This is a genomic window from Acidicapsa ligni (assembly GCF_025685655.1).
In the GTDB taxonomy this organism is placed as follows: Bacteria; Acidobacteriota; Terriglobia; order Terriglobales; family Acidobacteriaceae; genus Acidicapsa; species Acidicapsa ligni.
The window spans coordinates 971,472-996,880 of the sequence record NZ_JAGSYG010000001.1; the positions used below are offsets into that span (position 1 = coordinate 971,472).

The window sequence follows — 25,409 nt, forward strand, 5'->3', positions numbered from 1 at the left end:
TGTGAAACCGAGAATGCTTTAGAACTCGATGCGCCCGGAGAATTGGGCCACGCGCTGATTCGTCAACAATACGGTCGCCTGTCCAAAGTTCTGCGGATTATCGAGCGTTGCGCTAATGGAGTGCGAGTCAAAGCGCACACTGTTGGTGATGTTGAACATCTCCCAGCGAAATTGCAGCTTCGCGTGTTGGGTGAGATGGAACTCCTTATCGAGACCTGCATCCCAGGTGTAGTAGCCGTCGCCGCGCAGAGGATTACGCGTTCCGGAATCTCCCGGCAAAGCATGGTCAAAGGATGAAAAAACTGCGGCAGGATTGGCGAAGCGCTGGGTGAGAGATCCGCGGGCCGCAGCTTTTGAGGGGATCTTTGAAATCTGGCTGGCCCAGCCTTCGATATCCCAGTTTGTCGGGTAATAAGCCCCGTTATCGACGATGAAAGGGAAACCGCTTGTCCAGCGAACAATGCCGGTAGTTTCCCACCCGCCGATCAGGGCATCCGTCAGTCGATTGGCCGAGGACAAGTAGCGTTTGCCGCGGCCTACAGGAATAGACCAGATGTAATTGGAGTTGATCTGATGCGTAGCGTCGTAATCGGAGACGCCATAGAGTTGATTCGGCGCCCAGCTATTGATGATTTGTGAGTAATTTGTGGCACCCGAAGTATTCAGGCGCTCCGATTGCGAGGTGATGTCCATTGACTTTGAGTAGGTGTAGTTGAAGTCCGCCTGCAGACCTGCGCCGAAGCGCTGGCGATAGACAACTTCGAGCGCATGGTAGTTGGAGTTGCCGATAGATCGCCATGCGTAAAGAGCCGAGTATTGGTCGTGATAGTAACGATATGAGGGATAGGTCTGATCCGGGTTGACGCCCGCACCACTAAGGGAATCGGGAACGTCGAGTTCATAGAGGGCATAGGTTTCGTTGAATACGTTTTGTGCGAAGAGTTGATAGACGTTTTGTGTTGCAGATGCGGGACCAGCGCCGAGGCCGAGATCAACGCCGTCCAATGCCGAGAAGACCTGCTGGAAGTAGGGAATGTTATGAACAGCCGCAAGATTTGTTCCGGCACGAGACAAAATTGCCAGTTGTTTTGCCGCCTGAAAATAGGTTGAGCCACCAGAGGCAAGGTTGATAGGCATAGCCACATCTTCCTGTGCCAGCAGGCGATGAGCGAGCCGGCCAACGTAGGTGACTTCAAGTGAAGAGCCATTCTTCAATTCGCGGGCAATCGAGAAGTCGATGAGGTGCGAGTAGGGAGTCTTGATTGCCGAGTCCAAACCCCAACTGATCGCGAATTGATTCGCAGATGGAATGGCCGGGAATCCGCCCTTGGGTGCAGGAGGAAGCAGGCTGGATGGAATCGATGTAAGCGTTGTGAAGCGCGGCGCGGAAGCTATATTGACTGAGCCTGGCGGGTTTGAGAGATCTGAGGACAGGCCATAGGATCCATTGCTGTTGAATGTATTGACTGTCGCCGCTCCAAAGTGATCGAAGACCAGAGAGTAGCCTGCGCGGATGCTGGTCTTGCCGTCTCCAAGCAGCTTGTTCCAGATGCCACTATTCGGAGTGGGATTGTAGGCAAAGGCGAGACGAGGTCCGAGATCGAACTTATCTGCCTTCCAGAAATCGGGCTGATGGTTGTAACGTCCATTGAGATTGAATGCGACTTCGCCAATGCTGTTGGCAGCTCCGCCTGAAGCGGCCTGCTGGGCGCTGTCGTTGTAGTACTGCGAAAGCGAATAGGGCTTGCAGGCTGAACCGGAGATCATGCATGAACCAACCTGCGTGCCTGTTTTCTCCGCAGGAGGCTGCAGGTATGCGTAGTGAAGACCGTAAGTGAGCGTGAGATTCTTCAATGCCTTCCATGAATCCTGGAAGTAGAATTCACTCTCCTTCCAGCCGTAGTCGCGTGTGACCGGAGCTCCGACTGCAAGTGGTGTGCCTTGTTTGTTGTAGTTGTAAATGGCATCGCCTTCGGTAATGATGCCGGTAATTCCCAACAGGGCGCTGTTGTATTCGTTGCCGTAGTTAGAGAAATCAACCGTGGGGAAACCATAGACCGGAGGATCGAACGGGCCGCCGCTATTGGCGACGGTAGATCCGTTGGAGAGCCAGCCCTGGTTCATCTGCCCATCTGGGAAGGAGTTTGAATTACTGACGCTGCGATCATCGATGAGACGTAAATTCACTCCAAACTGAAAGTTATGCGTGTGCTTCGTCCATGAGGCATCATCGACGATATTCTGCACGGGGACGATGGTGGAGGTTGAGCGTGTGAAGGCCTGGGGATCGGATACAGCCGCTAGAGATACGTGCGGTTGGTTGGAAATGCCTGCGTTGTCCACCCCTTGACGGGTAAGGCCATAGCGAAAGTTATTAACGAAGTTATTGGTAAGCACCGCTGTGTAGCCAGCCGCGAAACCCTTGCTATTGGTGAGTACGGTTGTCGATGGAGGCTGGCCGGGGAATGCGGGAGCTGTGGGCTCGTTGTCGTTCTGCAGATTGCCTCGCCAGAAGAGGGTGTGTTTGCCGTTGGATGTAATGTTCCAGTCGAGCCTGGAAATATAGGTGTTGTAACTGCGCTGGTAGGTGTAGGGGAAGCGATAGCCTTCCGTGTTCAAGCCGTCGCCCTGGGTTGGATCGTTGGGCAGCGGATATGCGTTGAAGATCTGCAGGATCGCAGGATTTACGCCAATTCCCTGGGGATCCATAGCCTTGATGTCAGAGGGCGTGAGAAGGTATACGGCATCGCCGCTACCCTTCTGATATTCGTACTGCAAGTTGCCTGCACGGAATGAGGCTGTAGGCACGGTACCGGCACTTACATTTGCGCCTTGCGTGTCGCGACGCCCTTCGAAGTTTCCGAAGAAAAAGATCTTGTCTTTCCAGACAGGGCCGTCGATTGCCGCGCCGAAGACATTGCGGATCAACTTGGTTGGTACATTGGGTTCGCCTGCTGCGAGCTGCTGCTGTTTGTTGAAGAAGTCATTGGCTTCGAAGAGATTGCTGCGGTTATATTCATATACTGCGCCGTGAAACTGGTTGCCGCCGCTGCGAGTGACGAGCGCAACCTGTGCGCCGGAAGAGCGACCCTCTTCCGCATTGGGATTGCTGGTGGTCACGCGAAACTCGGCAACGGAGTCCTGCGTGACACGGAGAACGCTGGTGAAGGCATAACCATTGTTGATGTCGTTGACATCGACGCCATCGAGGGTGATGTTGGCCTGATCGCTGCGGCCTCCATTTACCGCGCCGCTACGCGAATCGGTTGCGTTGTTTCCTGTGGCCGTAGTGCCGGGATTATCGTCCGTCCGTCCCATATATGTAACGCCGGGCTGAAGAGTGAGCAGGTCTGGAACGTTGCGGCCCTCGATCGGCAGGGATGCTACCTGCTGGCTGTCAAACGCGTTGCCGAGGGTAGCATCGGTGGTATTCAGCACTGGCTGCACATTGCTGGTGACGTTGACCTGCGAGGTGACGGAGGCGACGCTAAGTGCGACATTCACCGTTGCTGGCTGACTTACCAGCAGGTCCATGCCGTTTCTCTCGGCTGTTCCGAATCCGGGTGCTGAGACGGTGAGGTTATAGCGGCCTGGAGCGATCTGCGAGAACTGGAATTCGCCACTGGAATTGGTGGTATTGACGCGTGTTGCATTCGTGGCGGCGAGGGTGAGAGTTACGCTGGCTCCGGGGATGATAGCGCCGCTTTTGTCGGTGACTCGACCACCTAGAGAGGTCGTAGCCTGCGCATCGGTTCGAGGAGCGTAGATACAGAAGAAGCAGCAGGCGAGGAGAAGAAAAAGCCTTTTTGTATGCATCATGACCTCGAATGGAAGGTGATGGACACTGCTCGAGTTCGAAAACTTGTGTAGTCGTTTATATCGGAAAGGTATGTGGGAAGAAAGAAGTATTTTGTCTATTGGTATATAAAACGCAAAACTTATCCCCGCCGTGAGTGATGCGGCGGGGATAAGTTTTGCAACTACGGTTGGAGTGAAGCCTGCAAATAGCGCTGTATTGTGCGCCATTTAGAACTTATAGATCAGGTCCATTCCGGCAAAGAATTGATTTCTAGCTTTGCCATTGTTATAGGCGGATTCATCCCATGAATGGTCGAAGCGAATCTCCGGCCTTATCATGACTGTGCTGCCGATGTACTTTGTTGCGTAGAGAGTGTTCTCTGTGTACTTGGTTGCGAAGCCGGTACGCTGGCCTTTCTTATCGTCGAGAAGATCAGAGCGAAAGCCGATCATCAGCTTACTGTTGATCTCTCGATTGATGTAATTCACGATAGCGTACTCAGGTGCTGTGCAGGTTAGCACTCCGGGTTGGCAGAAGGCTCCGTTGGCGCCTATCTCCGTGGGGATGGGGTTGGCTACGTTGCCTGCTACGTTGGGTACGTCGCGCTCATACATGTACCAGGCTTCGGTGGCGGAGTGCCATTTGGCATTGAACTTGTGGTACCAGGTGGCGTCGTAGTCCTGCAGGTTGTTGTAGGCGTATTTGCCGCTGTTGATGCCGTTGGCGCAGGCGTAGAAGTTGTCGTGGTTGCTGGCGGTGGAGTAATCCAGGCAGGTGATCAGAGATGGCTTGCGGTCGTCGGACCAGGGCGCTACATCGTGTCCTGCGGACAGGCCTACCTGCACGATCCATTGCTTGTTGACTTTGAGCGTGCCGATGATTCCGGTGTCGGTGAATGGATCGATTGAGTACAGCAGGGAGTGCGTCATGTTGTAGTTGTTCGGCGCTAACTGTGCTTCGATTCCGGGAACGGAGAGGAAACGGCCGACACGGATGTCGAGGCCTTCCTTTACGGGGAAGTAGAGATCGATGTATTCGAGGACGGGATCGAATCCATAGCGGCGGTTCTTTTGCAGCAACTGCTGGCTGAAGTAGTCCTTTGCCGTGGTGAAGCGGTAGTCGTTGCCGTAGAGCGCGGTGAGGTGATAGCCGAAGTCGAAGTGAGTCTTCTGCACGGTGTTCGGAAGGCGCTCGATGTAGAGAACTGCCTGGTTCAGGACAACGCTGTTGGGATAAATGTCGTACGAGACGGGGAAGTTGTTCTTGTCTGAGGTGCTGACGTTAAAGCTTGGCGAGATCCAGCCGTAGATTTTGGTGCGGCTGTTCTGGTGCTTGAAAGCGGTCATCAGCGGATAGACATTGGCGTCCGGAACGCCGATTGCGGGCGAGCCGCCATAGCCCCAATCGGAGCTGGGAAAGGGCGAGGAATCGAGTGGAGCTTCGAGAGCGCGGCGTTCTGGCGCGGGGCTTGAAGGGAGTGTTCCTGTCCAATCGCGATGGTAGAAGTTGCCTAGTCTTTCGAAGAAGTTGCCGCTTTCAAGATCTGAGGCGTTTGTGGCTGCCGGCTCCGCTGGAGTCGCTTGTGCGTGAAGTGAAGGACAGATGGCAAGCATCGAGGCCGACAAAATCAAGCATGGGAGCGACGATGAAGTAAAACGTGGGATTTGCATACATCTCCTGATCCGGGTGCGAATTGAGAGAGCTCAACTGCAGCAAATAAGAGACTATGCGGCGAACCGTAAGAAATTAGTAAGACTTGGGTAATGGAAAACTAACGATTTGCTTATAGGCCCAGTTACGGGCTGTGGCGAAGAGGTGGCGAATCGTACCCCAGGGGGGCTATGTAGATAAGCGCTTATCTTGTACCGGCGCTTATGGTTGTTTTCTTATTTATTGTGAGCCTGGGAGGGGTAATTCTCGGCAGTTGTTCAATAAAAGCTCTGCATACTTAGTGGAACTGACGGAGCGTTTATCATACGGTCATCGAGTGATACAGATAAAAGGTGATCTTCGGAATGCTGTCCATGAAAAAGCTACCGCCCAGCCACCTACACGGACGCATCCTCAAAAGCCGGGAAGTTTCCGGATTGATTTTTAGTGAAGCAGAGTACCCTGCGCGGACTTGCCTTCCACAGCATTCTCACGAAAACGGTTACTTTTGCCTACCTCTGCAGGGCAACTACACTGAACGCTGTGGCTCACGTGAAATTGCCTGCGAGCCTGCCACGTTGGCCTTTCGTGGCTCCGGGGTCGCCCATGGTGCAGTTCTGCATGACGCAGTATGTCGTATCTTCGTTCTCGAAGTTTCTCTACGCTGGGTGGAACGTCTGCGAGAAGAATCGCTGACACTGAGGAGCACGTTGGAAATTTCAGGTGGGGCCTTGCCTCGATTGTGCGCCCGTCTCAATCATGAGTTTCATAGGGCGGACAGCGCGGCTCCCTTGGCCATGGAAGGCCTCGCACTCGAAATGTTGGCCGAAGCGGCTCGTCAACCTGCCACGAGATCATCTCGAACGATCCCCTTATGGCTCAAACGGGCAAGAGAAATGATTATCGAACAGTTCCTGCAGACGCTAACTCTGGCACAGATCGCCTCTGAAGTCGGCGTCCATCCGGTACACTTGGCTACTGAGTACCGGCAAAATTATGGCGTTACCATAGGTGAGTCTGTCCGCCGGTTAAGGGTCGAGCATGCTCGTACCGATCTCAAGGGAAATCTCCCTTTGGCAGTTGTCGCTCTGCGAGCAGGCTTTGCCGATCAAAGCCATTTCTCCAAAGCCTTCAAGGCTTCTGTAGGCACAACTCCAGCCAGATATCGCAGAATGGTTCGAAATTCTTAACCAGAAACAAAATCCTAATCCGGTAATAGACAGCAGGATTGTCTGATCCTAGAGTCGAAGTTGAAGTCACGGTCACATTAGAGCGCCGTGGCACAACTTGAACGATCTCGCGAGGGTTATGCACATTCCCGGCTTTATCATGAATAATCGACGTATTGCATCACTTCTAAGCTGCTTACTGTTCTTCTTGGTGCATTCCGTTGCCGCCCAGAATGTGCTGCTCCCCGGTAAAGTGGAGGCGCATGAAATTGAGGGTGGCAAAGCCCAAACGTACTCGCTTGAGCTCAAGGACGGTGATTACGCTAGTATTTCTTTGCCACAACAGGGCAAATTGAATATCACTGTTCTGCGTCCAGATCGTTCCGTGATGCGCCGCTTCCCGGAACCCCTCGAAGATGCAGATAAACAATATGCATTCGTCGCCGAGGGTTCAGGAACCTATTCGATTCGTGTTGCTAATCCTGAAACGCAATCTTCCAAGTATGAGTTGAGGCTGGATAAAGTCCTTTCAATGAATGCGCGACTCCAAGCGCCTACATCCTGGATAGATCCCAATCCAAGCCCGCGGATTGAGGCCCTTCGTCAACAGATCCTCCGCGACCACGTCGGTACTGGTGACTTCTGGAAGCAGGTCGCAAAGGAAGGCACGCCTTTGGTCGAGCCGTTTGGCTCCAATGGCAAATATCAATTAGTGACCTTTCTGTGGCGTGCCACATATGACACTAGAAATGTGCTAGTGCTGGGCTCTTTGGCTGTGCCTAATTTGCCCCGCACGCAATACGTGATGCATCGTCTCGATAACACCGACGTGTGGTACTGGACAGTGAAATTGCCAGCAGGTGCACGCTTTTCTTACCACCTCTCGCCCAATGATTCACCTAACGAGGATCAGCGCAGCGCTACCGCGCAGTCTGATCCTCTCAACGCGCATCGTGTAGAGTGCCTTCCCACTTCGACCAGATTCGCCTGCCGCAGTCTCGCGGAGCTGCCCGGAGCGCCGCCTCAACCATGGCTCGTGAAGAATGCCAGCACTCCTCAAGGCAAGGTTGAAATGTTCACTGTTCACAGTGAAATTCAAAAGTTCGATAGGTTGATCTCGATCTATACGCCCGCAGGCTACAGGTCCGATGGGCCTCTTAATCGTCTTCTTATGCTGTTCGATGGCGATGAATATCTCAGTCCAACAATGAACATCAGGACCACGATGGATAACCTGATTGCCGCCCATAGAATTCCTCCTACGGTTGTGGTGTTAGTTTTCAATCCTGACGGAAAGCGGCTTAAGGAACTTGTTGCCAATCCTGAATTCGCCGATTCCATGGCCAAGGAAGTAGTTCCATGGGTATGGGTGCATTACAGCGTTGCACACGACGCAACACAGACTGTAGTTGGCGGTTACAGCGCTGGCGGCTTGGCTGCGAACTACTTGGCGCTTAGATATTCAAGCATCTTTGGCAACGTAATTAGTCAGTCCGGCGCAGTCTGGTGGTCGCCTGAGCAAGGCATCTACGATCGAGATCCAATGTATGACTCTAACTGGTTGGCGCGGCAATTTGCCGCCAGTCCCCGACTACCAGTGAAGTTTTACATCGAAGCTGGCCTATTCGAGATTGATCTTGGCGGTACAGGAGGCGACATTCTGGAAGCCAGCCGCGAACTCCGTGATGTACTCCAGGCGAAGGGAAACGACGTTCACTTCCATCAGTTCGCAGGCGGCCATGATGCTCTGACTTGGCCTGGCACGATCGCAGATGCCCTGATAGAACTCCTGGGCCGCTGACTCAAACCGTTTTCGGTTGGTTATTAGCAGAGATTCACCCGTCAGACAGAGTGTAGCGTGAGGTGGCCCGCTAGGTTTTTCATCGAACGGCTGGTCTTCCGGGAAGAGGGGAGAAGCAGATTCCCTTCGGGAATGACAGCCAAAACTGCAACGGCAACTGCAAAGGCAACGGCGGCGGCTTGGGCTTATTCTGGGTCTTTTTGTGTGCGTGCGGGAAATCTGTAAAGATATAAGGGATATGTCTACTTCTGTTTCTGTAGGGCGCAAGGTTTTTGCTGACCGGATTGGTCGGATTGAGGTTTCGGCGACTATGGCTGTGGCTGCCGAAGCTGCGAAGTTGCGGGCTCAGGGTGTGAACCTGACGGATTTTGGGGCGGGGGAGCCGCATTTTCCTACTCCTCGCCACATTAAAGACGCGGGGATTGCTGCGATTGAGGCCAATTTCACGCGTTATACCGTGGTGCCGGGTATTCCGGAGGTACGCAAGGCGATTGTGGAGCGGCATGCCTGCGATTTCGGTTCGGACTACGGGATTGACGAGGCGATCTTTACGGCGGGCGAGAAGCTGGCGCTGTTCAACGCGATCCAGGTGCTGGTGGAGCATGGCGATGAGGTGATTTTGCCGGTTCCTTATTGGGTGAGTTTCAAGGACATCATTCAATATGCCGGGGGCGTGGTTAAGTTTTTGGAGACGGATGAGGCGGAGAGCTTCAGGATCACGGCGGATGCGGTCGAGGCGTTGATTACTCCGAAGACGAAGGCGATTATTTTGAATTCGCCGTCGAATCCGGCGGGCAATGTGATTGCGGCTGAGGATCTGGAGCGGATTGTGCATCTGGCGCATGAGCGCGGGATCTACCTGATTCTCGACGAGTGCTATGTGTACCTGAACTATGAGTCGAAGCCGGTTTCGGGTGGCGCGTTTTCGTGGGCGAAGGAGCATTTGATCGTGCTGGGTTCGTTGTCGAAGACGTATGCGATGACGGGTTGGAGAGCGGGGTATGCGCTGGCTCCCAAGGCGATTATTGCGAATCTTTCGAAGCTGCAGTCGCAGTCTACTTCGAATGCGACGAGCTTTGTGCAGAAGGCGGCGATTGCTGCGCTGGCTGGTTCGCAGGAGTGCGTGAATGAGTTTCGGTCGGAGTTCAAGCTGCTGCGGGATCATATTATTTCGCGGGTGAGGGAGATTCCGAATGTTACCTGCACGGTGCCGGGTGGGGCTTTCTATGTTTATCCCAATGTGAGCGCTTATATCGGCAAGGGTGGGATCAAGACGGCCACGGAATTGGCTACTCGTTTGTTGCACGAGGGACATGTGGTGGCGGTGCCGGGTGAGGCGTTTGGTACTCCGCATCATATTCGGCTTTCGTACCCGGTTACGCGGGAGACGATTGATGAGGGTGTGCGGCGGCTGGGTGTGTTTCTTACAGATTTGAAATAGAACGTGTGAGTTGGGCATTGCTTGTTTTTGCGGACGGGGAGCGGTTTTTATGCGTATCCGATCTGTGACAGGCGGTGCCCATCTTTGTAGGAATGGCCGGGAGTTTTCGGGCCGTCCTGATCTTGTGCAATGCAAGATGTGGGCTTAATTATTTGTTTCAACTCTTCCTGATCTTTATCCAATCAAGACTGGTTTTTATCGGTGTATTTGCGTGGCTTGCATTTGCGGCAGGCGCCGATTTATATCACGCTTAGGCTTGCTTCGGCGAATGCTACTCTGTTTCGTCCCGACGCTTTGGCGGTGTAAAGAGCTTTGTCGGATGCGGACATGATGGATTCCAGGGATAGGGCCGATGGGCTGTACTGATAGGCTACGCCGATGCTGACTGTGATGTTCAGGGCGGTGCTTTTATCAACGGGGATGGAAGATGTTTCGACTTTGAAGCGGATTCTTTCCGCTACGTCTTTTGCTTCATCCAGAGTGATACTCGGGAGAATCACCGCGAATTCTTCTCCTCCCAGGCGTCCGAATAAATCACCGTCGCGCAGTGTGCTCCTGACGACCGAGGCGAAGGATACGAGGGCCTTATCGCCGACAGAGTGGCCGTACATGTCGTTCACCTTCTTGAAGTGATCGATGTCGAGCATCAGCACTGCGGCTGCCAGATCTACGGAAGCGTGAGACGAAAGTGAACTATCTCCGTGTTGCATGAATGCGCCTCGTGCCAGCGCCTGGGTTAGGTAATCGTGAGTGGCTGCGTGGTTGAGATTTTGCAGCAGCTCGTTTCTGCTTGCGTTGATGCATGCGACGGAGAGTGGGCCGATGGCCAAGAGGGCGATGCCGAGGCAGACCGACATCATCTGTTTCATCGCATCGCCGGAGAAAGAAAGGGCAAGTACGCTTGCGGTTACGTTGCTGATTTGCCACCAACTGAATAACAGTGTCATAGCAGCGGTTGAGAAAAGATCATAACTGAAGGCGCACCAGATTAAGGCGGGAACAGGGATGGCGATAGCTCCGGGGCCACCGACAATACTTGCCAGCACGATGGATAACAGGAAGATGCCGCCGGGGATCAGGCGTTTCTTCTTGATCCATGGTTGATCGCCGGAGCGTTGCCGTTTTAATACTTGAAGCGGCAGGCCTGGAGCTGCGAGAACGAGGGGGAGCATCATGATGCTGTTGGCGAGTTCTGTTGTGAACCACACGCCAAAACCAATCATGGGATTTCGTCCGTAGACGATTGGGGTTGCGCCCGCGCCGACCAAGGCTGTGACGCCAGCAGCCACTACGCAAATAACGAAGAGATACAGGACGGACTCGGGACGACGCAGGCGTCTATCGTCTGGTGTGAGTCGTTTGAACAGCGTCAAGCCGGTTAGGACTCCTGCGAGATTGGCTCCAGTTAGCCAAAGAGTAATCCAGATACTGTTGCCTACTAACTGGTCTGCGGCTACATAGGCCAGGAAGGCGCAGATCCACGCTAGTAGAGAGCTTCTTTCCGGTTTGCGAACGAGGAGTCCGAGGAGCAAGGCATTTGCCGGCCAAAACGCAGATAGAGGCCCCAGGGAACGAGTTAGAGTGCTGAAAGCGGCGGCCGCGAAGACCACGCCAAAGATCAGGGCTGCATGCCTGATCTGCCGGGGCGATCTGGATTGAAGTTTTTCCCCTTCTAGCTCTGCCATTCAGGGTAGTTACTCCTTGTTCGGTATTTCTATCCTTCGAGTTATATTTCGCAGCATCAAGAGCCTAGAAGCATGGCTCGTCCTTGTGCAAGGGCGAGCTATCTGCTGTCGCAGGCGGGAATAATCTGCCAGATGATCATGCCATAGTTTTCTCAAGTGAAAAACGTTACTGAGGGTTTGAGGGAGGTTATTTGTTTTGCTTGGGCGGGTGAAGCAGATTCCCTTCGGGAATGACAGATAGAAATGCAAGGGCTATGCGGCTGCTTGGCGTAGATTGGGTTCGCATTTTTAATTTGGCTTGTATGGTTGCGCTTGGGGGAGGGATTCTGTATTCTCCTGTCAATCACTGAGGGGAGACTTTGAGTGGCTTATGACTAAGTCGAATGAGCTTTTGCAGGGGACTTTGGATTTGCTGATTTTGAAGGTGCTGAGTCTGGAGCCTATGCATGGATGGGCGATTGCGCAGCGGATTCGGCTGCGGTCGAGTGATGTGTTGCGGGTGAACCAGGGGGCGCTTTATCCGGCGCTGCATCGGTTGGAGCATCAGGCTTGGATTGTGGCGGAGTGGGGCGAGTCGGAGAACAATCGACGGGCGAAATTTTATTCGCTGACGAAGGCGGGGCGGAAGCGGCTGGCGGATGAGGAAGAGTCGTGGGAGCGCTTGTCTGCTGGTGTTCAAGGGGTTTTGGGGACTATTTGAGGTAGCGGGCGGGGGCTGGTATGCGTTGGATGCAGAGTTTGTTGCGGCGGTGGAGATCATTGCGAACGAAGGATGCGAGCAATGCTGCGCTGAGTGAGGAGTTGCAGTTTCACCTGGAGCGGCAGGTGGAGGAAAACATTGCGAATGGGATGTTTCCGGAAGAGGCGCGGGCGGCGGCGCGGGCTGAGTTTGGCAGCGTGATTGTTGCGGCGGAGAAGAGCTATGAGGCGCGTGGCGTGAGGTGGCTGGACGATCTGTGGCAGGATCTTCGCTATGGTGTGCGGACGTTGTTGAAGCAGCGTTCTTTTACGGTGGTTACGGTGCTGACGCTGGCGCTTGGGATTGGTGCTTGCACGGCGATTTTCAGCGTGGTGAATGCTGTGATGTTGCGGTCGTTGCCGTATGGGGATCCGGAGGGGCTGGTGTATCTGTACACTCCGTATCCGCAGATGAGCCTGCCGGCGGGGATACTTGGGTCGGGAAATTCCGGTCTTCTTCCTGCGGAGGTTTTTGGGCCGAGTTATGGGGACTTTCTTGATTTCAAGAAGCTGAATCATTCTTATTCGGCGATGACTTTGTTCGATCAGGATACGTTCACTCTTGCCGGAGATGGGCGAGCGGATCGGGTGAACGCGGCGAAGGTGGATGAGGGGTTCTTTGGGACGCTGCAATCGATGCCGGAGATGGGGCGTGTTTTCAGCGCGAGTGATGAGCAGCCGGGGAACGACCATGTGGTGGTGCTGAGTTATGCGCTCTGGCAGCAGTTGTTTGGCGGCAGGGCGGATGTGCTGGGGCGAACGCTGCGGCTGGATGGTAGGTCGTACCAGGTTATCGGGGTAATGCCGCGTGAGTTTGGGTATCCGCACAAAAGCGAAGTGGCTTATGGGAATGGGCATATTCAAGTTACGCAGCTTTGGGTGCCTTTGGGGCTGACCTCGAAAGAGTGGGCGGATCGGGAGTTATCGAGTGGGAATGTTCTGGCGCGGTTGAAACCGGGGGTTACGGTGGCTGCGGCGCAGTCGGAGATAAGCGCACTTTCAATGCAACTGGGTAAGCTGCATAGCGCAGGGATGCAGGATATGACGGGGTTGGTGAGGCCGTTTCGCGAGATTTCGCTGGGGTCGGTGAAGCCGTTGATGGGGTTGCTGCTGGGGGCGGTGGGGTTTGTGTTGCTGATTGCCTGCGGCAATGCGGCGAATTTGCTGCTGGCTCGTGCGGCGAATCGGACGCAGGAGCTTGGCATGAGAGCGGCGCTGGGGGCGAGGCGAGGCAGGATTGTGCGGCAGATGTTGACGGAGTCTTTGCTGCTTGGTTCGGCGGCAGGGGCTCTTGGTGTGGTACTGGCGTACCTGTTTCAGCGGGTGCTTTTGAGGCTCGATCCGTCGGATATTCCGCGCATGCAGGATGCTTCGCTTGACCTGCGGGTGATGGGATTTCTGGTGGTGGTTACGATGTTGACGAGTGTGCTGTTTGGGCTGCTGCCTGCGCTCTCTGCGAGCCGGGTGAACCTGGTGGAGTTTTTGAAGAGCGGGGCTTCGCGGGGGATTGCGGGTGGGCGCAGCCGGGTGCGTAGCGGACTGGTGATTGCGCAGGTTGCGCTGGTGGTGATTCTGCTGACGGGCGCGGGGCTCTTTTTGCGGAGTTACGCGAAGATTCTTTCTGTGCAGACGGGGTTTTCTGCTTCGACGGTGGTGGCGAATGTGGGGCTGACTCCGAACTACGATACTTCGCCGAAGCGGCTGGCGTTTTTTAACCAGGTGATCGATCGGCTGAAGGCTTTGCTTGGGACTGAGGCGGTGGGTGCGGTGGATTATCTGCCGCTTACAAATTCGGAGAGCCTGACGTTTGTACAGGTTGAGGGCGATGCCGAGAAAAGGCAGAAGATGGTGGAGTCGCGGGCGATTACGGCGGACTATCTCTCGGCGATGCAGACACGATTGATCCAAGGGCGTGGGTTTACGAGTGCGGAGGAGGCGGGATTAAGGACGCCTGCGGTATCGAGTACGGCAGTGGGCGGGGCAGTGATTGTGAATGAGGCTTTTGCGAAGGAGTATTTTTCGGGGGCGAGTGCGATTGGGCATCGCCTTCGTTATTCGAAGAGCGAGCCGTGGGTGACGATTGTTGGAGAGGTGGCGGATGTTCGCAATGAAAGCCTGGAGATGTCGGCGGCATCGCAGATCTACACGCCGTTTGCGCCGGTGAATGGGGACAATGCTTACATCACGGTGCGATCTTTGCAGCCGAAGGAGGTTGTGGTTGCGGAGATTCGCGGGGTGGTGCGGAGCCTGGATGCGAGCCTGGCTGTTGCGGATGTGCATGGGATGAACGATCTGGTTTCGCAGGCGGTGGCTAGGCGGCGTTTTCAGACGACTTTGTTGACGGTGTTCTCGGGGATTGCGATGTTGCTGGCGATTGTCGGGGTGTATGGGTTGCTGGCGTATTCGGTGCGGCAGAGGACGGGGGAGATTGGCATCCGGATGGCGCTGGGTTCTTCGCGGGCGGGTGTGGTGCGCCTGATTCTGCGTGAGGGGCTGGGGTTGCTGGCGATCGGGTTGGTGCTGGGACTGGCGGGTGCGTTTGCTTCGACGCGGCTGCTGGGGAGTTTTCTGTATGGTGTACCGGCGCTGGATCCAATTACATTTGTGGTGGTACCGGCGGTGCTTTTTCTGGCGACGCTGGGGGCCTGCCTGATTCCTGGATTGCGGGCGGCGGCTGTTTCACCTGTGCAGGCATTGCGTCACGAATAATTCATGACAGATTTGGATAAGGGAAATTCCATCCACTGCCGGGCTACCTGTAAACTTTAATTTCTTGGCTTGGAATGTGTTCTGAAGATATTCGGAACATCTAGGCAAGTGCCTGGGTGGTGGGGTAGGATAGCGTCTCCATTACCCGAGAGGATGGTTACGTGACAATCGATTTTCGCCCTGTGATTCTGGCTGGAGGAAGTGGTACTCGCTTCTGGCCTCGTTCCCGTCGTGCCCGCGCTAAACAGGTGTTGGCGCTGGATGGGGACAGGTCTATGTTGCAGCAGACGGTGGAGCGGCTGCATCCGCTGGCTGGTTCGGAACAGGTTTGGGTTATTACGAACGAACTGTTGGCGGACGAGGTTCAGGCGCAGCTGCCGGGGGTTCCGCTGGGGCAGGTTGTAGAGGAGCCGGTGGCACGGAATACTGCTCCTGCGTGCGGGCTGGCGGCGTTCCTGGTGGAGAAGTCCAATCCGGATGCGGTGATTGGGGTTTTCCCTTCGGATCATGTGATTGGCGACGAGCCGCGTTTTTTGAAGGCGATTGAGCGTGGGATTGCGCTGGCTGCGTCGGGCGATGTGATGGTGGTGCTGGGGATTGAGCCGACGCGTGCGGAGACGGGCTACGGCTATGTCGAGACGGGCGATGTTGCTTCGGGTGAAGCGCTGCATGTGCGGCGGTTTACGGAGAAGCCGAGCCGGAATCGAGCGGAAGAGTTTGTGGCTGCGGGGAATTATTTCTGGAACTCGGGAATGTTTTTGTGGTCGGCCAGGACACTGGCCAATGCGGTGCGCGAGCATCTGCCGGAGACTGCTCCTCTGCTGGAGGAGATTGCTGCGGCGTTTGGGACAGAGCGGTTTGACGCGGTGTTTGCGGAGCTTTATCCGCAGTGCGAAAACATCTCGGTGGACTATGCGGTGTTGGAGCCGCGGTCGGCGAAGGGTGAGCATTTTTCGCGGCTCTACTGTCTGCCGGCGGAGTTTGGCTGGAACGATCTTGGCTCGTGGGAGTCGCTGTACGACTACCAGTTGGAGACGCGTTCGAGCGGGGATGAAACCGGAAATGTCACCGAGACGACGGGGGTAATAGCGATCGATTCAGATGACAATTATGTCTATAGTCCCAAGAAGTTTGTGGCGCTGGTGGGCGTGAGCGACCTGGTGATTGTGGAAACCGACGACGCGATTCTGATTGCGCATCGGAAGCATTCGCAGGATGTGGGGAAGATTGTGAAAGAGCTGCCCGGGTTGGGGCGGACGGATCTTATCTAATGGAGCTCACGATATATGCCGGGTGAACAGGGCGGTCAGATGGATGATCCGCGGGTTTATTTTGCGGCAGAGCGGACGTTTCTGGCCTGGATTCGCACCGGGCTGGGGTTGATGGGGGTCGGATTCGCGGTTTCGCGGTTCGGCCTCTTTTTGCGTGAGATGCGGGCGAGCGATACGCATGTTGTGGTTCACGCAACGGGACTCTCCGAGATCTCGGGAGTGGCGCTGGTGGCGCTGGGCGTGGTGGTCAATATCGCTGCGGTGAGCCATCATATCCAGACGGTGAAGCAGTTACAAACTGGAACCTGGGTGGCGAGTATTTCGCGGAATGCCGTGGTGCTGGCTTTGATTCTCGCTGCGTTTGGAGTGGGGATGGGCGCTTATTTAATTTATCTTCGGTGAGTTTTATTTCGGGTTAGATCTTATTCTGGCGCTTGATCGCATCCGCGTCAGGCATATTTTCAAGAAGATTTAAAGGCGGGATGGCGGCTGGCTTTCGTGAGGCGGTACGGCGGTGTTTTGTGCGCGATACACTGTCTGGAATGAGTTGAGTACCAGAGAGGACTAGCTGCTCGTATGGCGCATCCAGTAATCAAGTTTGGGACAGATGGTTGGCGTGGGTTGATTGCCAACGAGTTTACTTTTGAGAATGTGCGAATTGCTGCGGAAGCTGTGGCGGCTTATTTGCATGCGCAGACGGACGCGAAGCAGGCTGCGGCGAAGGGCATTTGCATCGGGTACGATTCGCGGTTTCTCTCGGCGGAGTTTGCGCGGGCGTGCGCGGAGGTGGTGGCTGCTACGGGTATTCCGGTGAAGCTGGCCGGGGAGATTACTCCGACGCCGGCGCTGAGCTACGGGGTGCGCGAGCTGGGTGCGGCGGGCGGCATCATGATTACTTCTTCGCACAATCCTTATCAGTGGAATGGAGTGAAGTACAAGGCGTGGTATGGCGGGTCGGGGAGTCCTTCGATCATTTCTGAGATTGAATCCTATCTTGGGAAGCCGGTGCCGAAAGTGGCGACGCCTGCGGCGATTGAGGAAGTGGATTTCATTGCGCCGTACATGGCGGCGATTGAGAAGTTTGCCGATCTCGATTTGATTGCGGGGTCGGGATTCAAATTTGGAATCGATTCGATGTTTGGGGCTGGGCGCGAGTTGATCTCGGGGATTTTCACGCGGCTTGGCGTGGAGCATACGCAGATTCGCGGGCATGTGGACCCGCTGTTTCCGGGGATCAATCCGGAGCCGATCGAGCCGAATATTCGGGCGCTGGGCGAGGCGGTTGTCGCGAACAAATGCGATGCCGGGCTTTGCACGGATGGCGATGCGGACCGCATTGGCGCGGTGGATGAGCATGGAGTGTTTGTCGATCCGCACAAGATTTTTTCGGTGCTGCTGAGCTGGGTGCTGAAGTACAAGGGATGGCCGGGGGATGTGACTCGCGCGTTCAACACGACGAAGATGCTGGATCGGATTTGCGCGAAGTATGGACGGACCATTCACGAGCATGGGATCGGGTTCAAGTATGTGGTGGATTACATGCTGGAGGGCGAGATTCTGATGGGCGGCGAAGAGTCGGGCGGGATTGGGTTTCAGCGGCATCTGCCGGAGCGCGATGGCTTGTTGAATGCCCTGCTGCTGGCGAATGTGATGGCGCAGGAGAAGAAGACGCTGGGGCAGTTGGTCGCGGATCTGCAGGCGGAGTATGGCGAGCACCAGTATGGGCGCATCGATCTGCATATTGCCGATGAGATCAAGAATGGGGCGATTGCGCGGGCGAAGGGACTGGCGGTGGGCGATGCTTCCTTTGCGGGGATGCCTATCCTGCGGATTGAGACTCTGGACGGGGTGAAGTTTTATCTGGATAATCCTGAAGCCAAGACTAAGCCGAATGCGGCTGAGACGTGGCTGCTGTTGCGGGCCAGTGGGACGGAGCCGTTGATGCGGATTTATTCGGAGAGCTGCTCGAAGGAGTCTGTGGCGAAGGTGCTTGAGGCTGGGCGTGGGTTTGCGCTGGGAAGCTAGGCGTTCTGCCGATTTTCAGCTTCGATCTTCTTTAGCAAATAGGCTGCGAGCTTGGGCTCACCTGGCATATTTGATTCTCGCAGCAACGAACGCCTGCGGAGTTGAAGGAACTCTTCGCATAGCGGATTGCTGTCGCCAAATACATGCCGAAGTGCCTGGATCTCCTCGGCTAGTTGATGTGTTCGGATAGCTTCAGGCCATGCAAGATAAGGGGCTTCTGCGTACAAGTGCTCATTTTGCCCGAACAGTCCATATCTGCCTTTGGCGCACCTTTGTAGGCAGAGAGTAAGAAGCTGCTCGAATTCTTCTTCAAGCTCTTCAAGACGTCGTTTTTGGATTCTGTCACTTCTGCTCATGGCTTCGATTGGGCTGTGTTTTTCTCATAGAAGCTTATCTCAAGGCTTGAAGATGTGTCTTTGAGGTCCGAGTCTGGACTACAGCAAATCAAGGCAGCACTTGGTGGAAAATTAACCTCATGATTTTCTGCCTGAGCAGGAACAAAGAGAGCCATCGCGTGTTCGAAGAGGAAGAGATCTTAATTCAATAAGTTCTGTGAGGTGTTTCTTGAGAAGACTTTGTGTTGCTTTGTTGCTTTGCTCTTGCTCGTTAGCGGTGTATGGGCAGAAGACGCGTTATGGGCAGTATCCACCTTATGCCAAGCAGGGTGTTGATTACCCGATACAAGTGCATGTTTCAGGACTTCGTTACCGTACGGAAGATATTGGCGGAGGGCAAATCGGAGACGTAATCTACGCAGATGCGGTCATAAACGGGAAAAAAGTAGAGTTGAGAGGGGATGGGGACGAGGTTCCTTTTCGGAAGTATCAATTGTCACTTGGAGATTTCCAGGCACGGCTGCTGAAGGACCTTAACAAAACGGGCGGGACATCCATATCTCAGGAATACGAAGTTGTTTTGCCGAACAGGATTGTTTGGCGTTGTGTTGTTTCTGGGCTTTTTGAATAGGATTTTGGGATGGTGGGTTCAGGCTAATGGCGGATTCACTTTGGGATGACAGATGGAAGGGTAAGGGTAAGGGCTAACAGTAGATTCCCTTCGGGAATGACAGACAGAAAGGCAAGTGCAAAGGCAACAGCAACTGCAAAGGCAACTGCAACTGCTAACAGCAGATTCCCTTTGGGAATGACAGACAGAACTGCAAGGGCAACTGCCACTGCAAAGGCAAGTGCTGGGCTGATTGAAAGGTGATATTGGGGTACCCGTTTGTTTTGGGGTACCCCTTTTGTTTTTGGTTTGTGGATTCTAGGTGGATTAAGCCATGCGGATTAGGCCAGACGGACCAGGCGGGCTTCCAGCAGGGCGTGGATGTTGCTTAGGGCCAGGACTACTTCCGGGCCTACGGGTTCATCTACCTGGACTACGGACAGGGCGCGGCCAGGTTGGGTGTTTGGAGGAGTTGGGGTTGCGCTGGAGCGTTCTCTGCCCAGGGCGAAGTTGGCGATGTTGACTCCGTGGCGGCCGAGGATGGTGCCGATGTTGCCGATTACGCCGGGGACGTCGAGGTTGCGGCAGACGAGCAGGCTGCCTTCGAGTGGGGCTTCGATATCGATGCCGTCGAGTTCGAGGAGGCGGGGTTGTTCGCCGTGCAGGACGGTGGCCGATGCGCGGCTTTCTCCGGCGGAGTCGTGCAGGGCGATGGTCAGGACGCTGGCTGTACCTCCGCGCGGAGATGCCTGCTTTTCTTCGTGGATGCGGATGCCGCGTTCCTGGGCTACGGTGGCGGCGTTGATGCGATTCACGTTCTCTGAGCCGGAGAGCAGACCGGCGATGGCGGCGTTGCGGATGAGCTCGGTTTTGCCTTCAGCGAGTGAGCCGGAGTAGGTGAGGTGAATGCTCTCGATGTTGCGCGTGGCGGCCTGGGAGAGGAAATTGCCGAGGCGTCCGGCTAGTTCGATGAAGGGCGAGAGTACGAGATACTCCTCGTGGGTGAGTGAGGTTACATTGACGGCGTTCTGGACGACGCCGAGCTTGAGGTATTCGCGGACCTGGCGGGCGATCTGGATGCCGACTGCTTCTTGCGCTTCTGCGGTGGACCCGGCGATGTGCGGGGTGAGGATGACGTTTTCGAGATTGAAGTAGGCGGAGTCTTTGAGCGGCTCCTTGGTGAAGACGTCGAGGGCTGCTCCGCCGACGTGGCCGGAGATGAGCGCGGCTACGAGGGCGTTGTCTTCAATGAGTTCGCCACGGGCGCAGTTGAGAATGCGGATGCCGGGCTTCATGGTGGCGATGGTGCGCTCGTTGATGATGCCGGTGGTTTGCGGGGTGAGGCCGACGTGGAGGGTGAGGTAGTCGGAGACGGCGAACAGTTCTTCGGTGGCTACGAGGCGGATACCGGCTTCGCGGGCGACGGCTGCGGAGACGAAGGGATCGTGGCCGACGATTTCGAGACCGAAGCCGCGGGCGCGTTTGGCTACTTCAAGGCCGATGCGACCGAGGCCGAGGATGCCGAGGGTCTTGCCGCGGAGTTCTACGCCTTGCAGAGACTTCTTTTCCCACTTGCCTGCGTGCATGGTGGAGTTGGCGAGGGGGAGCTTGCGGGCTAAAGCGAGCATGAGGCCGAGGGTGAGTTCGGCTACGGCTATAGCGTTGGCTCCGGGGGTGTTCATGACGACGATGCCGCGGCGGGTGGCTGCGTCGGCGTCGATGTTGTCGACTCCTACGCCTGCGCGGCCGATTACGCGGAGCTTGGGGGCGTGTTCGAGCAGGGCGTCATCGACCTGGACGGCGGAGCGGACGACGAGGGCGTCGGCATCGGCAAGGGCGTGTTCGAGGCCGTTGGGGAGCTGGTCGTGGGTGAGGATTTCCCAGCCGGGTTCGCTGTCGAGGACGGCCAGGGTTGCGGGTGAGACCTTTTCCGCGAGGATGATCTTCATTGGAACTCCTTTAACTTTTTCTACGGATTCGTATTCGTCGAAACGGATGTCGTTTTGATCGCAGAAGAGATCGAACATGCGCACGACCGAGGCCTGGGGCTTGCCTTCGCCCTGCTCGTATTTCCAGATGGAGTTGGGGTGGACGCCCAGCTTCTCGGCCATCTGGTACTGGTAGAGGTTTAGTTTTTTGCGGGCGATTATCAGCTTTTCGCCGAAGCTTAGGTCTGGCATTCGATTTACCTGGGGTGTTGAGTTAAGCCTCGCTGGAGAAGCAGATTTTTCGCTTCGCTCAGGATGACGACAGTTCTTAGCTGGATTTGGTAATCCCACATCTCCCGGCAAAAGCGCGGGAGATGTGGGCACCTAAGCATTGTTCCAATGCTGCTAGACGGTTACGGCGAAGGTTTCTTCGTAGGCTTGTTTGGGCTTGCGGGTGGCGAAAACCTGCTGTGCGGCAGCTACTCCCTGACCGAACTGGACGGGGAGTTTGAGGGTGTCGCGGGCGATGAGTTCGAGTGCGCCGAGCAGGGCTATGGTGTCCATGTAGTCGAAGAAGCCGAGGTGGGCGATGCGGAAGATTTTGCCCTTCATCTCGCCCTGACCGTTGGCGATGACGGCGCCGAAGCGCGACTTGAGTTCCTTGACGACGGCGCCGGAATCGAGGCCTTCGGGGACGGAGACGGCGGTGGCTGCTGCAGCGGGCGCGGTTGGCGCGAAGAGGGTGAAGCCGAGGGCGACGAGTCCGGCGCGGGTCATGGCGGCGCAGGTTTCAGCGTTTTCGATGAGGCTGATACGGCCTTCGGCGAGATCGCCATTGGCCTGACCGGCGATGTAGTCGAGGGCTGCTCCGAGGCCTGCGATGAGGGAAACGGAGGGGGTGTAGGCGGATTCGCCGAGCTTGGCGGACTTACGCTCCTTGCGGAGATCGAAGTAGTAGCGCGGATTCTTGCTGGTTTCCATGGCGGCCCAGGCGCGGTCGCTGACGCTGAGGTAGGCGAGTCCGGGTGGGATCATGACTGCTTTTTGCGAGCCGCCGATGAGGACGTCGATGCCCCAGGCGTCTACGTCGAAGTGGGTGGTGCCGAGGCCGGTGATGGCGTCGACTACCAGGAGAGCTTGTGAGTTCGCGGCTTTGAGAGCTTCGGCGATTCCGCGGATGTCGTGACGAGTGGCGGTGGAGGTTTCGGTGGCCTGGACGTAGACGGCTTTGTGCTCGGGCTTGAGGGCGGCCTTGATTGTGGCGAGGTCGAAGGTTTCGCCATAGGGGGCGTTGAGCACTTCGACGTTGCAACCAAAGGCTTTGGTGATGGCTGTCCAGCGTTCGCCGAACTTTCCGGCGGTCAGGACGAGGACGGGATCGCCGGGCGAGGTGAGGTTGCTGACGGCGGCTTCCATTGCTCCGGTGCCGGAGGAGGAGAGCAGGAGAACGTCATTCCTGGTGCCGACGAATTCTTTGAGCTGGGCGAGGACCTTGGTGTAGAGGGCGCGAAACTCGGCGGTGCGGTGATGGAGGTCGGCGGCAGCCATGGCGAACTGGGCGGCGGGGAGTAAGGGGGTTGGTCCGGGGGTAAAGAGGCGGGTTTTACGGAACATGATTGATCTCCTTCAAAATGTGGCCGGCGTCCACTGCGCGCCTGGGCTGCAATCACAGAATACACATAAATGTGATTTATGTGAACGATGTATTTGGAATTTTGGGGTGAAATGCGCGAATGGGTACAATCGTAGAGACCGAAAGTTGCAAGAGACAGAGGAGTTAAACGATGAGCGAGACATTGGAAGTACGGGTTAAGGCAGAGACGATTACGGCCATGAAGGCGCGGGACGGCGAGCGGACGACGACTCTGCGGCTGATTACGACGGCGTTGAAGAACAAGGCGATTGAGAAGCGCGAGGAGCTTTCGGATGCGGAGTCGCAGCAAATCCTGGCGTCGATGATCAAGCAGCGGCGGGACTCGATTGAGCAGTTCACCAAGGGCGGAAGGCCGGAGCTGGCGGCGAAGGAAGCTGTCGAGATTGCGGTGATCGAGGAGTTTTTGCCCAAGGCGCTGAGTACGGAAGAGTTATCGGTCCTGGTGGGGCTGGTGGTGGCCCAGATCGCTGAGGGTGCGGCGCAAAAGCCTGGTCCCAAGGAGATGGGGACGGTCATAAAGGCTGTTCAGGCGCGGTTGCAGGCGGATGGGCTGCGGGCTGAGGGACGGCTGGTGAGTGAGGCTGTGAAGGCTGCCTTGGCTTAGAGGCCGTTTTGCGCAGACTGTTTTTGCGCGAATGTGTGTTGGGTGAGGCCTTAGGATAGTCGCGAGGGATGCCATGATGCTTCGCCGTACTTTTCTCAAGAATGGATTGAAGACTGCCGGGGCTGCTTCGGCTTTGCTGGGGGCGAAATCCCGCGCTTTGGCGGTTGCCGGTGCGGGTGCTGCGCCGCTGCTGGAGTTTGGCTACGGGGATGTGCAGCTTGCTCCGGGGATTGCTCAGATGCAGTTTGAGCAGACGCAGTCGGTAATGATGGGTATGGACGAGGACTCGCTTTTGAGGCCGTGGAGGCTGCGGGCGGGATTGCCTGCTGCGGGCAGGCCGATGGGCGGATGGTATGACGAGGTTCCGCTGGTGAAGACGCCGAGCGGAGGGACAGGGTTTGCTCCGGCGCACTCCTTTGGGCAATGGATCTCGGCTCTTGCGCGGGGGTATGCGATCAATCAGGATCCTAAAACCAGGGCTAAGTTAGAACGGCTGCTGGCTTTGTATGAGCCGGCTATCTCGGATAAGTTCTATGCTAACTTCCGCTTTCCTGCTTATAACTACGACAAGATGGTGATGGGGCTGATTGATGCGCACCAGTTTGCGGGGATGCCGAAGGCTTTTGATCTTCTGAATCAGACTACGGATGCTGCGGAGATGCATTTGCCTCCGACGGCATTGGATCGCGATGAGCCGCAGCGAAAGTGGCGTGCTTCGGTTGGGGATAACACGACGGATGACTATACGTGGGATGAGTCCTACACGATGCCGGAGAACTTATATCTCGCGGCGCAGCGCGGTGCGGGTGATCGCTACCGGAATATGGCTCCGAGATATCTATTGAATGCGAGTTACTTCGATCCTCTATCGGAGGGCAGGAATGTGCTGCCGGGGCATCATGCTTACAGCTTTTGCAATGCGCTGAGTTCGGCGATGCAGGCGTACATGGTGGGTGGGAGCGAGAAGCATTTACGCGCCGCATCGAATGCCTTTGACATGATCGTGAATACGCAGAGTTATGCGACGGGCGGATGGGGTCCGGATGAGAGCTTTCGCGAGCCGGGAAGTGGCGCGTTGTATGCGAGTCTGACGAATTCGAAACATAGCTTTGAGACGCCTTGCGGGAGTTATGCGCATTCCAAGTTGACGCGCTATCTATTGCGGGTTACTCGCGATGGTAAATACGGCGACAGCATGGAGCGGGTGCTGTATAACACGGTGCTTGGCGCGAAGGAGCTGCAGCAGGATGGGCACTCTTTCTATTACTCGGATTACAGCAATACGGGGCATAAGTTCTACTTCGACGATAAGTGGCCCTGCTGCTCGGGGACGTTGCCGCAGGTGGCGGCGGATTATCGAATACTGAGTTACTTTCATGATACGGACGGGGTGTATGTGAACCTGTATCTTCCTTCTACTTTGAAGTGGACGGGAGGGAATGGTGCGCGGCTGGAGTTGACGCAGTCGGGCGGATATCCGCTGGAGGGCAGGACGAACCTGGTTTTGCGGGCCTCGAAGGCGGAGACGTTTGCGCTGCGGTTGCGGATTCCGGTGTGGGCCAATGTGGATGCGAGTGACCCTGTGATGATTCGCGTGAATGGGCAGCCGGTTGCGGCTCCGATTGCGACGGGTTTTGCTACGCTGCGGCGCAAGTGGAAGGACGGGGATCGCGTGGAGTTGAATCTTCCGTTGCCGATGCGGCTGGAGGCTATCGATCCGCAACATCCTGAGACGGTGGCGCTGGTGCGTGGGCCGCTGGTGTTGTTTGCCATGACGGATGAAGATCCGAGGGTGAGCCGCGATCAGTTGTTGAGCGCGAAACGCCAGCGTGGGCAGAGTGTGTGGATGGCGGAGAGTGGCGCGGGTCCGCTGCTGCTGACGCCGTTTACGGAGATACGGGAAGAGCGATATCGGACGTATGTGACGCTGACGTCAGCCTGATAAAAAAGCGTGGCGTTGCTGACTGGGTTAGAGTCGAGGCAGGCGGCA

The 25,409-nt window shown here is 56.0% G+C and carries 16 protein-coding genes; 11 read left to right on the forward strand and 5 right to left on the reverse strand.

Annotation, left to right across the window (positions count from 1 at the left end):
* Window positions 1-18 precede the first annotated feature (18 nt).
* The gene (locus OHL19_RS03805) at window positions 19-3,819 is read right to left on the reverse strand and encodes a TonB-dependent receptor (protein ID WP_263356255.1); all 3,801 of its coding nucleotides are present in this window, start codon (window positions 3,817-3,819) and stop codon (window positions 19-21) included.
* Between the two features lie 207 nt (window positions 3,820-4,026).
* Complete coding sequence (locus tag OHL19_RS03810; RefSeq protein WP_263356256.1) at window positions 4,027-5,469, reverse strand: porin; 1,443 nt, start codon at window positions 5,467-5,469, stop codon at window positions 4,027-4,029.
* 345 nt (window positions 5,470-5,814) lie between these two features.
* On the opposite strand from OHL19_RS03810, the gene OHL19_RS03815 reads away from it, so the two are divergent.
* The 3 genes from OHL19_RS03815 to OHL19_RS03825 all read left to right on the forward strand — a co-directional run bounded on the left by OHL19_RS03815 (window position 5,815) and on the right by OHL19_RS03825 (window position 9,860).
* Window positions 5,815-6,639 carry a helix-turn-helix transcriptional regulator gene (locus OHL19_RS03815; RefSeq protein ID WP_263356257.1) on the forward strand — a complete coding sequence of 275 codons (825 nt, stop codon included), beginning with the start codon at window positions 5,815-5,817 and terminating at the stop codon, window positions 6,637-6,639.
* 139 nt (window positions 6,640-6,778) lie between these two features.
* Window positions 6,779-8,419, forward strand: a complete 1,641-nt coding sequence (locus OHL19_RS03820; RefSeq protein ID WP_263356258.1) for an alpha/beta hydrolase-fold protein — start codon at window positions 6,779-6,781, stop codon at window positions 8,417-8,419.
* 238 nt (window positions 8,420-8,657) lie between these two features.
* A complete protein-coding gene (locus OHL19_RS03825) occupies window positions 8,658-9,860 on the forward strand; it encodes a pyridoxal phosphate-dependent aminotransferase (RefSeq protein ID WP_263356259.1) in 1,203 nt (400 codons plus the stop codon).
* Window positions 9,861-10,099: 239 nt separating this feature from the next.
* Here OHL19_RS03825 and OHL19_RS03830 read toward each other — a convergent pair whose 3' ends face one another.
* Complete coding sequence (locus OHL19_RS03830; protein ID WP_263356260.1) at window positions 10,100-11,545, reverse strand: GGDEF domain-containing protein; 1,446 nt, start codon at window positions 11,543-11,545, stop codon at window positions 10,100-10,102.
* 370 nt (window positions 11,546-11,915) lie between these two features.
* Between OHL19_RS03830 and OHL19_RS03835 the strand changes: the two genes are divergently transcribed.
* The 6 genes from OHL19_RS03835 to OHL19_RS03860 all read left to right on the forward strand — a co-directional run bounded on the left by OHL19_RS03835 (window position 11,916) and on the right by OHL19_RS03860 (window position 19,254).
* The gene (locus tag OHL19_RS03835) at window positions 11,916-12,245 is read left to right on the forward strand and encodes a PadR family transcriptional regulator (protein ID WP_263356261.1); all 330 of its coding nucleotides are present in this window, start codon (window positions 11,916-11,918) and stop codon (window positions 12,243-12,245) included.
* Between the two features lie 59 nt (window positions 12,246-12,304).
* A complete protein-coding gene (locus tag OHL19_RS03840; RefSeq protein ID WP_263356262.1) occupies window positions 12,305-14,992 on the forward strand; it encodes an ABC transporter permease in 2,688 nt (895 codons plus the stop codon).
* 161 nt (window positions 14,993-15,153) lie between these two features.
* Window positions 15,154-16,263, forward strand: a complete 1,110-nt coding sequence (locus OHL19_RS03845; RefSeq protein WP_263356263.1) for a mannose-1-phosphate guanylyltransferase — start codon at window positions 15,154-15,156, stop codon at window positions 16,261-16,263.
* Window positions 16,264-16,278: 15 nt separating this feature from the next.
* Window positions 16,279-16,665: a YidH family protein gene (locus OHL19_RS03850; protein WP_263356264.1), complete on the forward strand. Its 387-nt coding sequence runs from the start codon at window positions 16,279-16,281 to the stop codon at window positions 16,663-16,665.
* 174 nt (window positions 16,666-16,839) lie between these two features.
* Window positions 16,840-18,288 (forward strand): phosphoglucomutase/phosphomannomutase family protein, encoded by a 1,449-nt coding sequence (locus tag OHL19_RS03855; protein ID WP_263356265.1) that lies wholly within the window; start codon window positions 16,840-16,842, stop codon window positions 18,286-18,288.
* A gap of 564 nt (window positions 18,289-18,852) precedes the next feature.
* Entirely contained in the window at window positions 18,853-19,254 is a 402-nt protein-coding gene (locus OHL19_RS03860) for a hypothetical protein (RefSeq protein WP_263356266.1), read from the forward strand.
* Between the two features lie 320 nt (window positions 19,255-19,574).
* On the opposite strand, the gene serA is transcribed toward OHL19_RS03860, so the two are convergent.
* Together serA and OHL19_RS03870 are read right to left on the reverse strand one after the other, a co-directional pair.
* Complete coding sequence (gene serA / locus OHL19_RS03865; protein WP_396126622.1) at window positions 19,575-21,413, reverse strand: phosphoglycerate dehydrogenase; 1,839 nt, start codon at window positions 21,411-21,413, stop codon at window positions 19,575-19,577.
* Window positions 21,414-21,566: 153 nt separating this feature from the next.
* A complete protein-coding gene (locus tag OHL19_RS03870; RefSeq protein ID WP_263356267.1) occupies window positions 21,567-22,775 on the reverse strand; it encodes a pyridoxal-phosphate-dependent aminotransferase family protein in 1,209 nt (402 codons plus the stop codon).
* A 170-nt stretch (window positions 22,776-22,945) separates the two neighbouring features.
* On the opposite strand from OHL19_RS03870, the gene OHL19_RS03875 reads away from it, so the two are divergent.
* Together OHL19_RS03875 and OHL19_RS03880 are read left to right on the forward strand one after the other, a co-directional pair.
* Window positions 22,946-23,419 (forward strand): GatB/YqeY domain-containing protein, encoded by a 474-nt coding sequence (locus OHL19_RS03875; protein WP_263356268.1) that lies wholly within the window; start codon window positions 22,946-22,948, stop codon window positions 23,417-23,419.
* A 73-nt stretch (window positions 23,420-23,492) separates the two neighbouring features.
* Entirely contained in the window at window positions 23,493-25,361 is a 1,869-nt protein-coding gene (locus OHL19_RS03880; protein ID WP_263356269.1) for a glycoside hydrolase family 127 protein, read from the forward strand.
* Window positions 25,362-25,409: the final 48 nt, after the last annotated feature.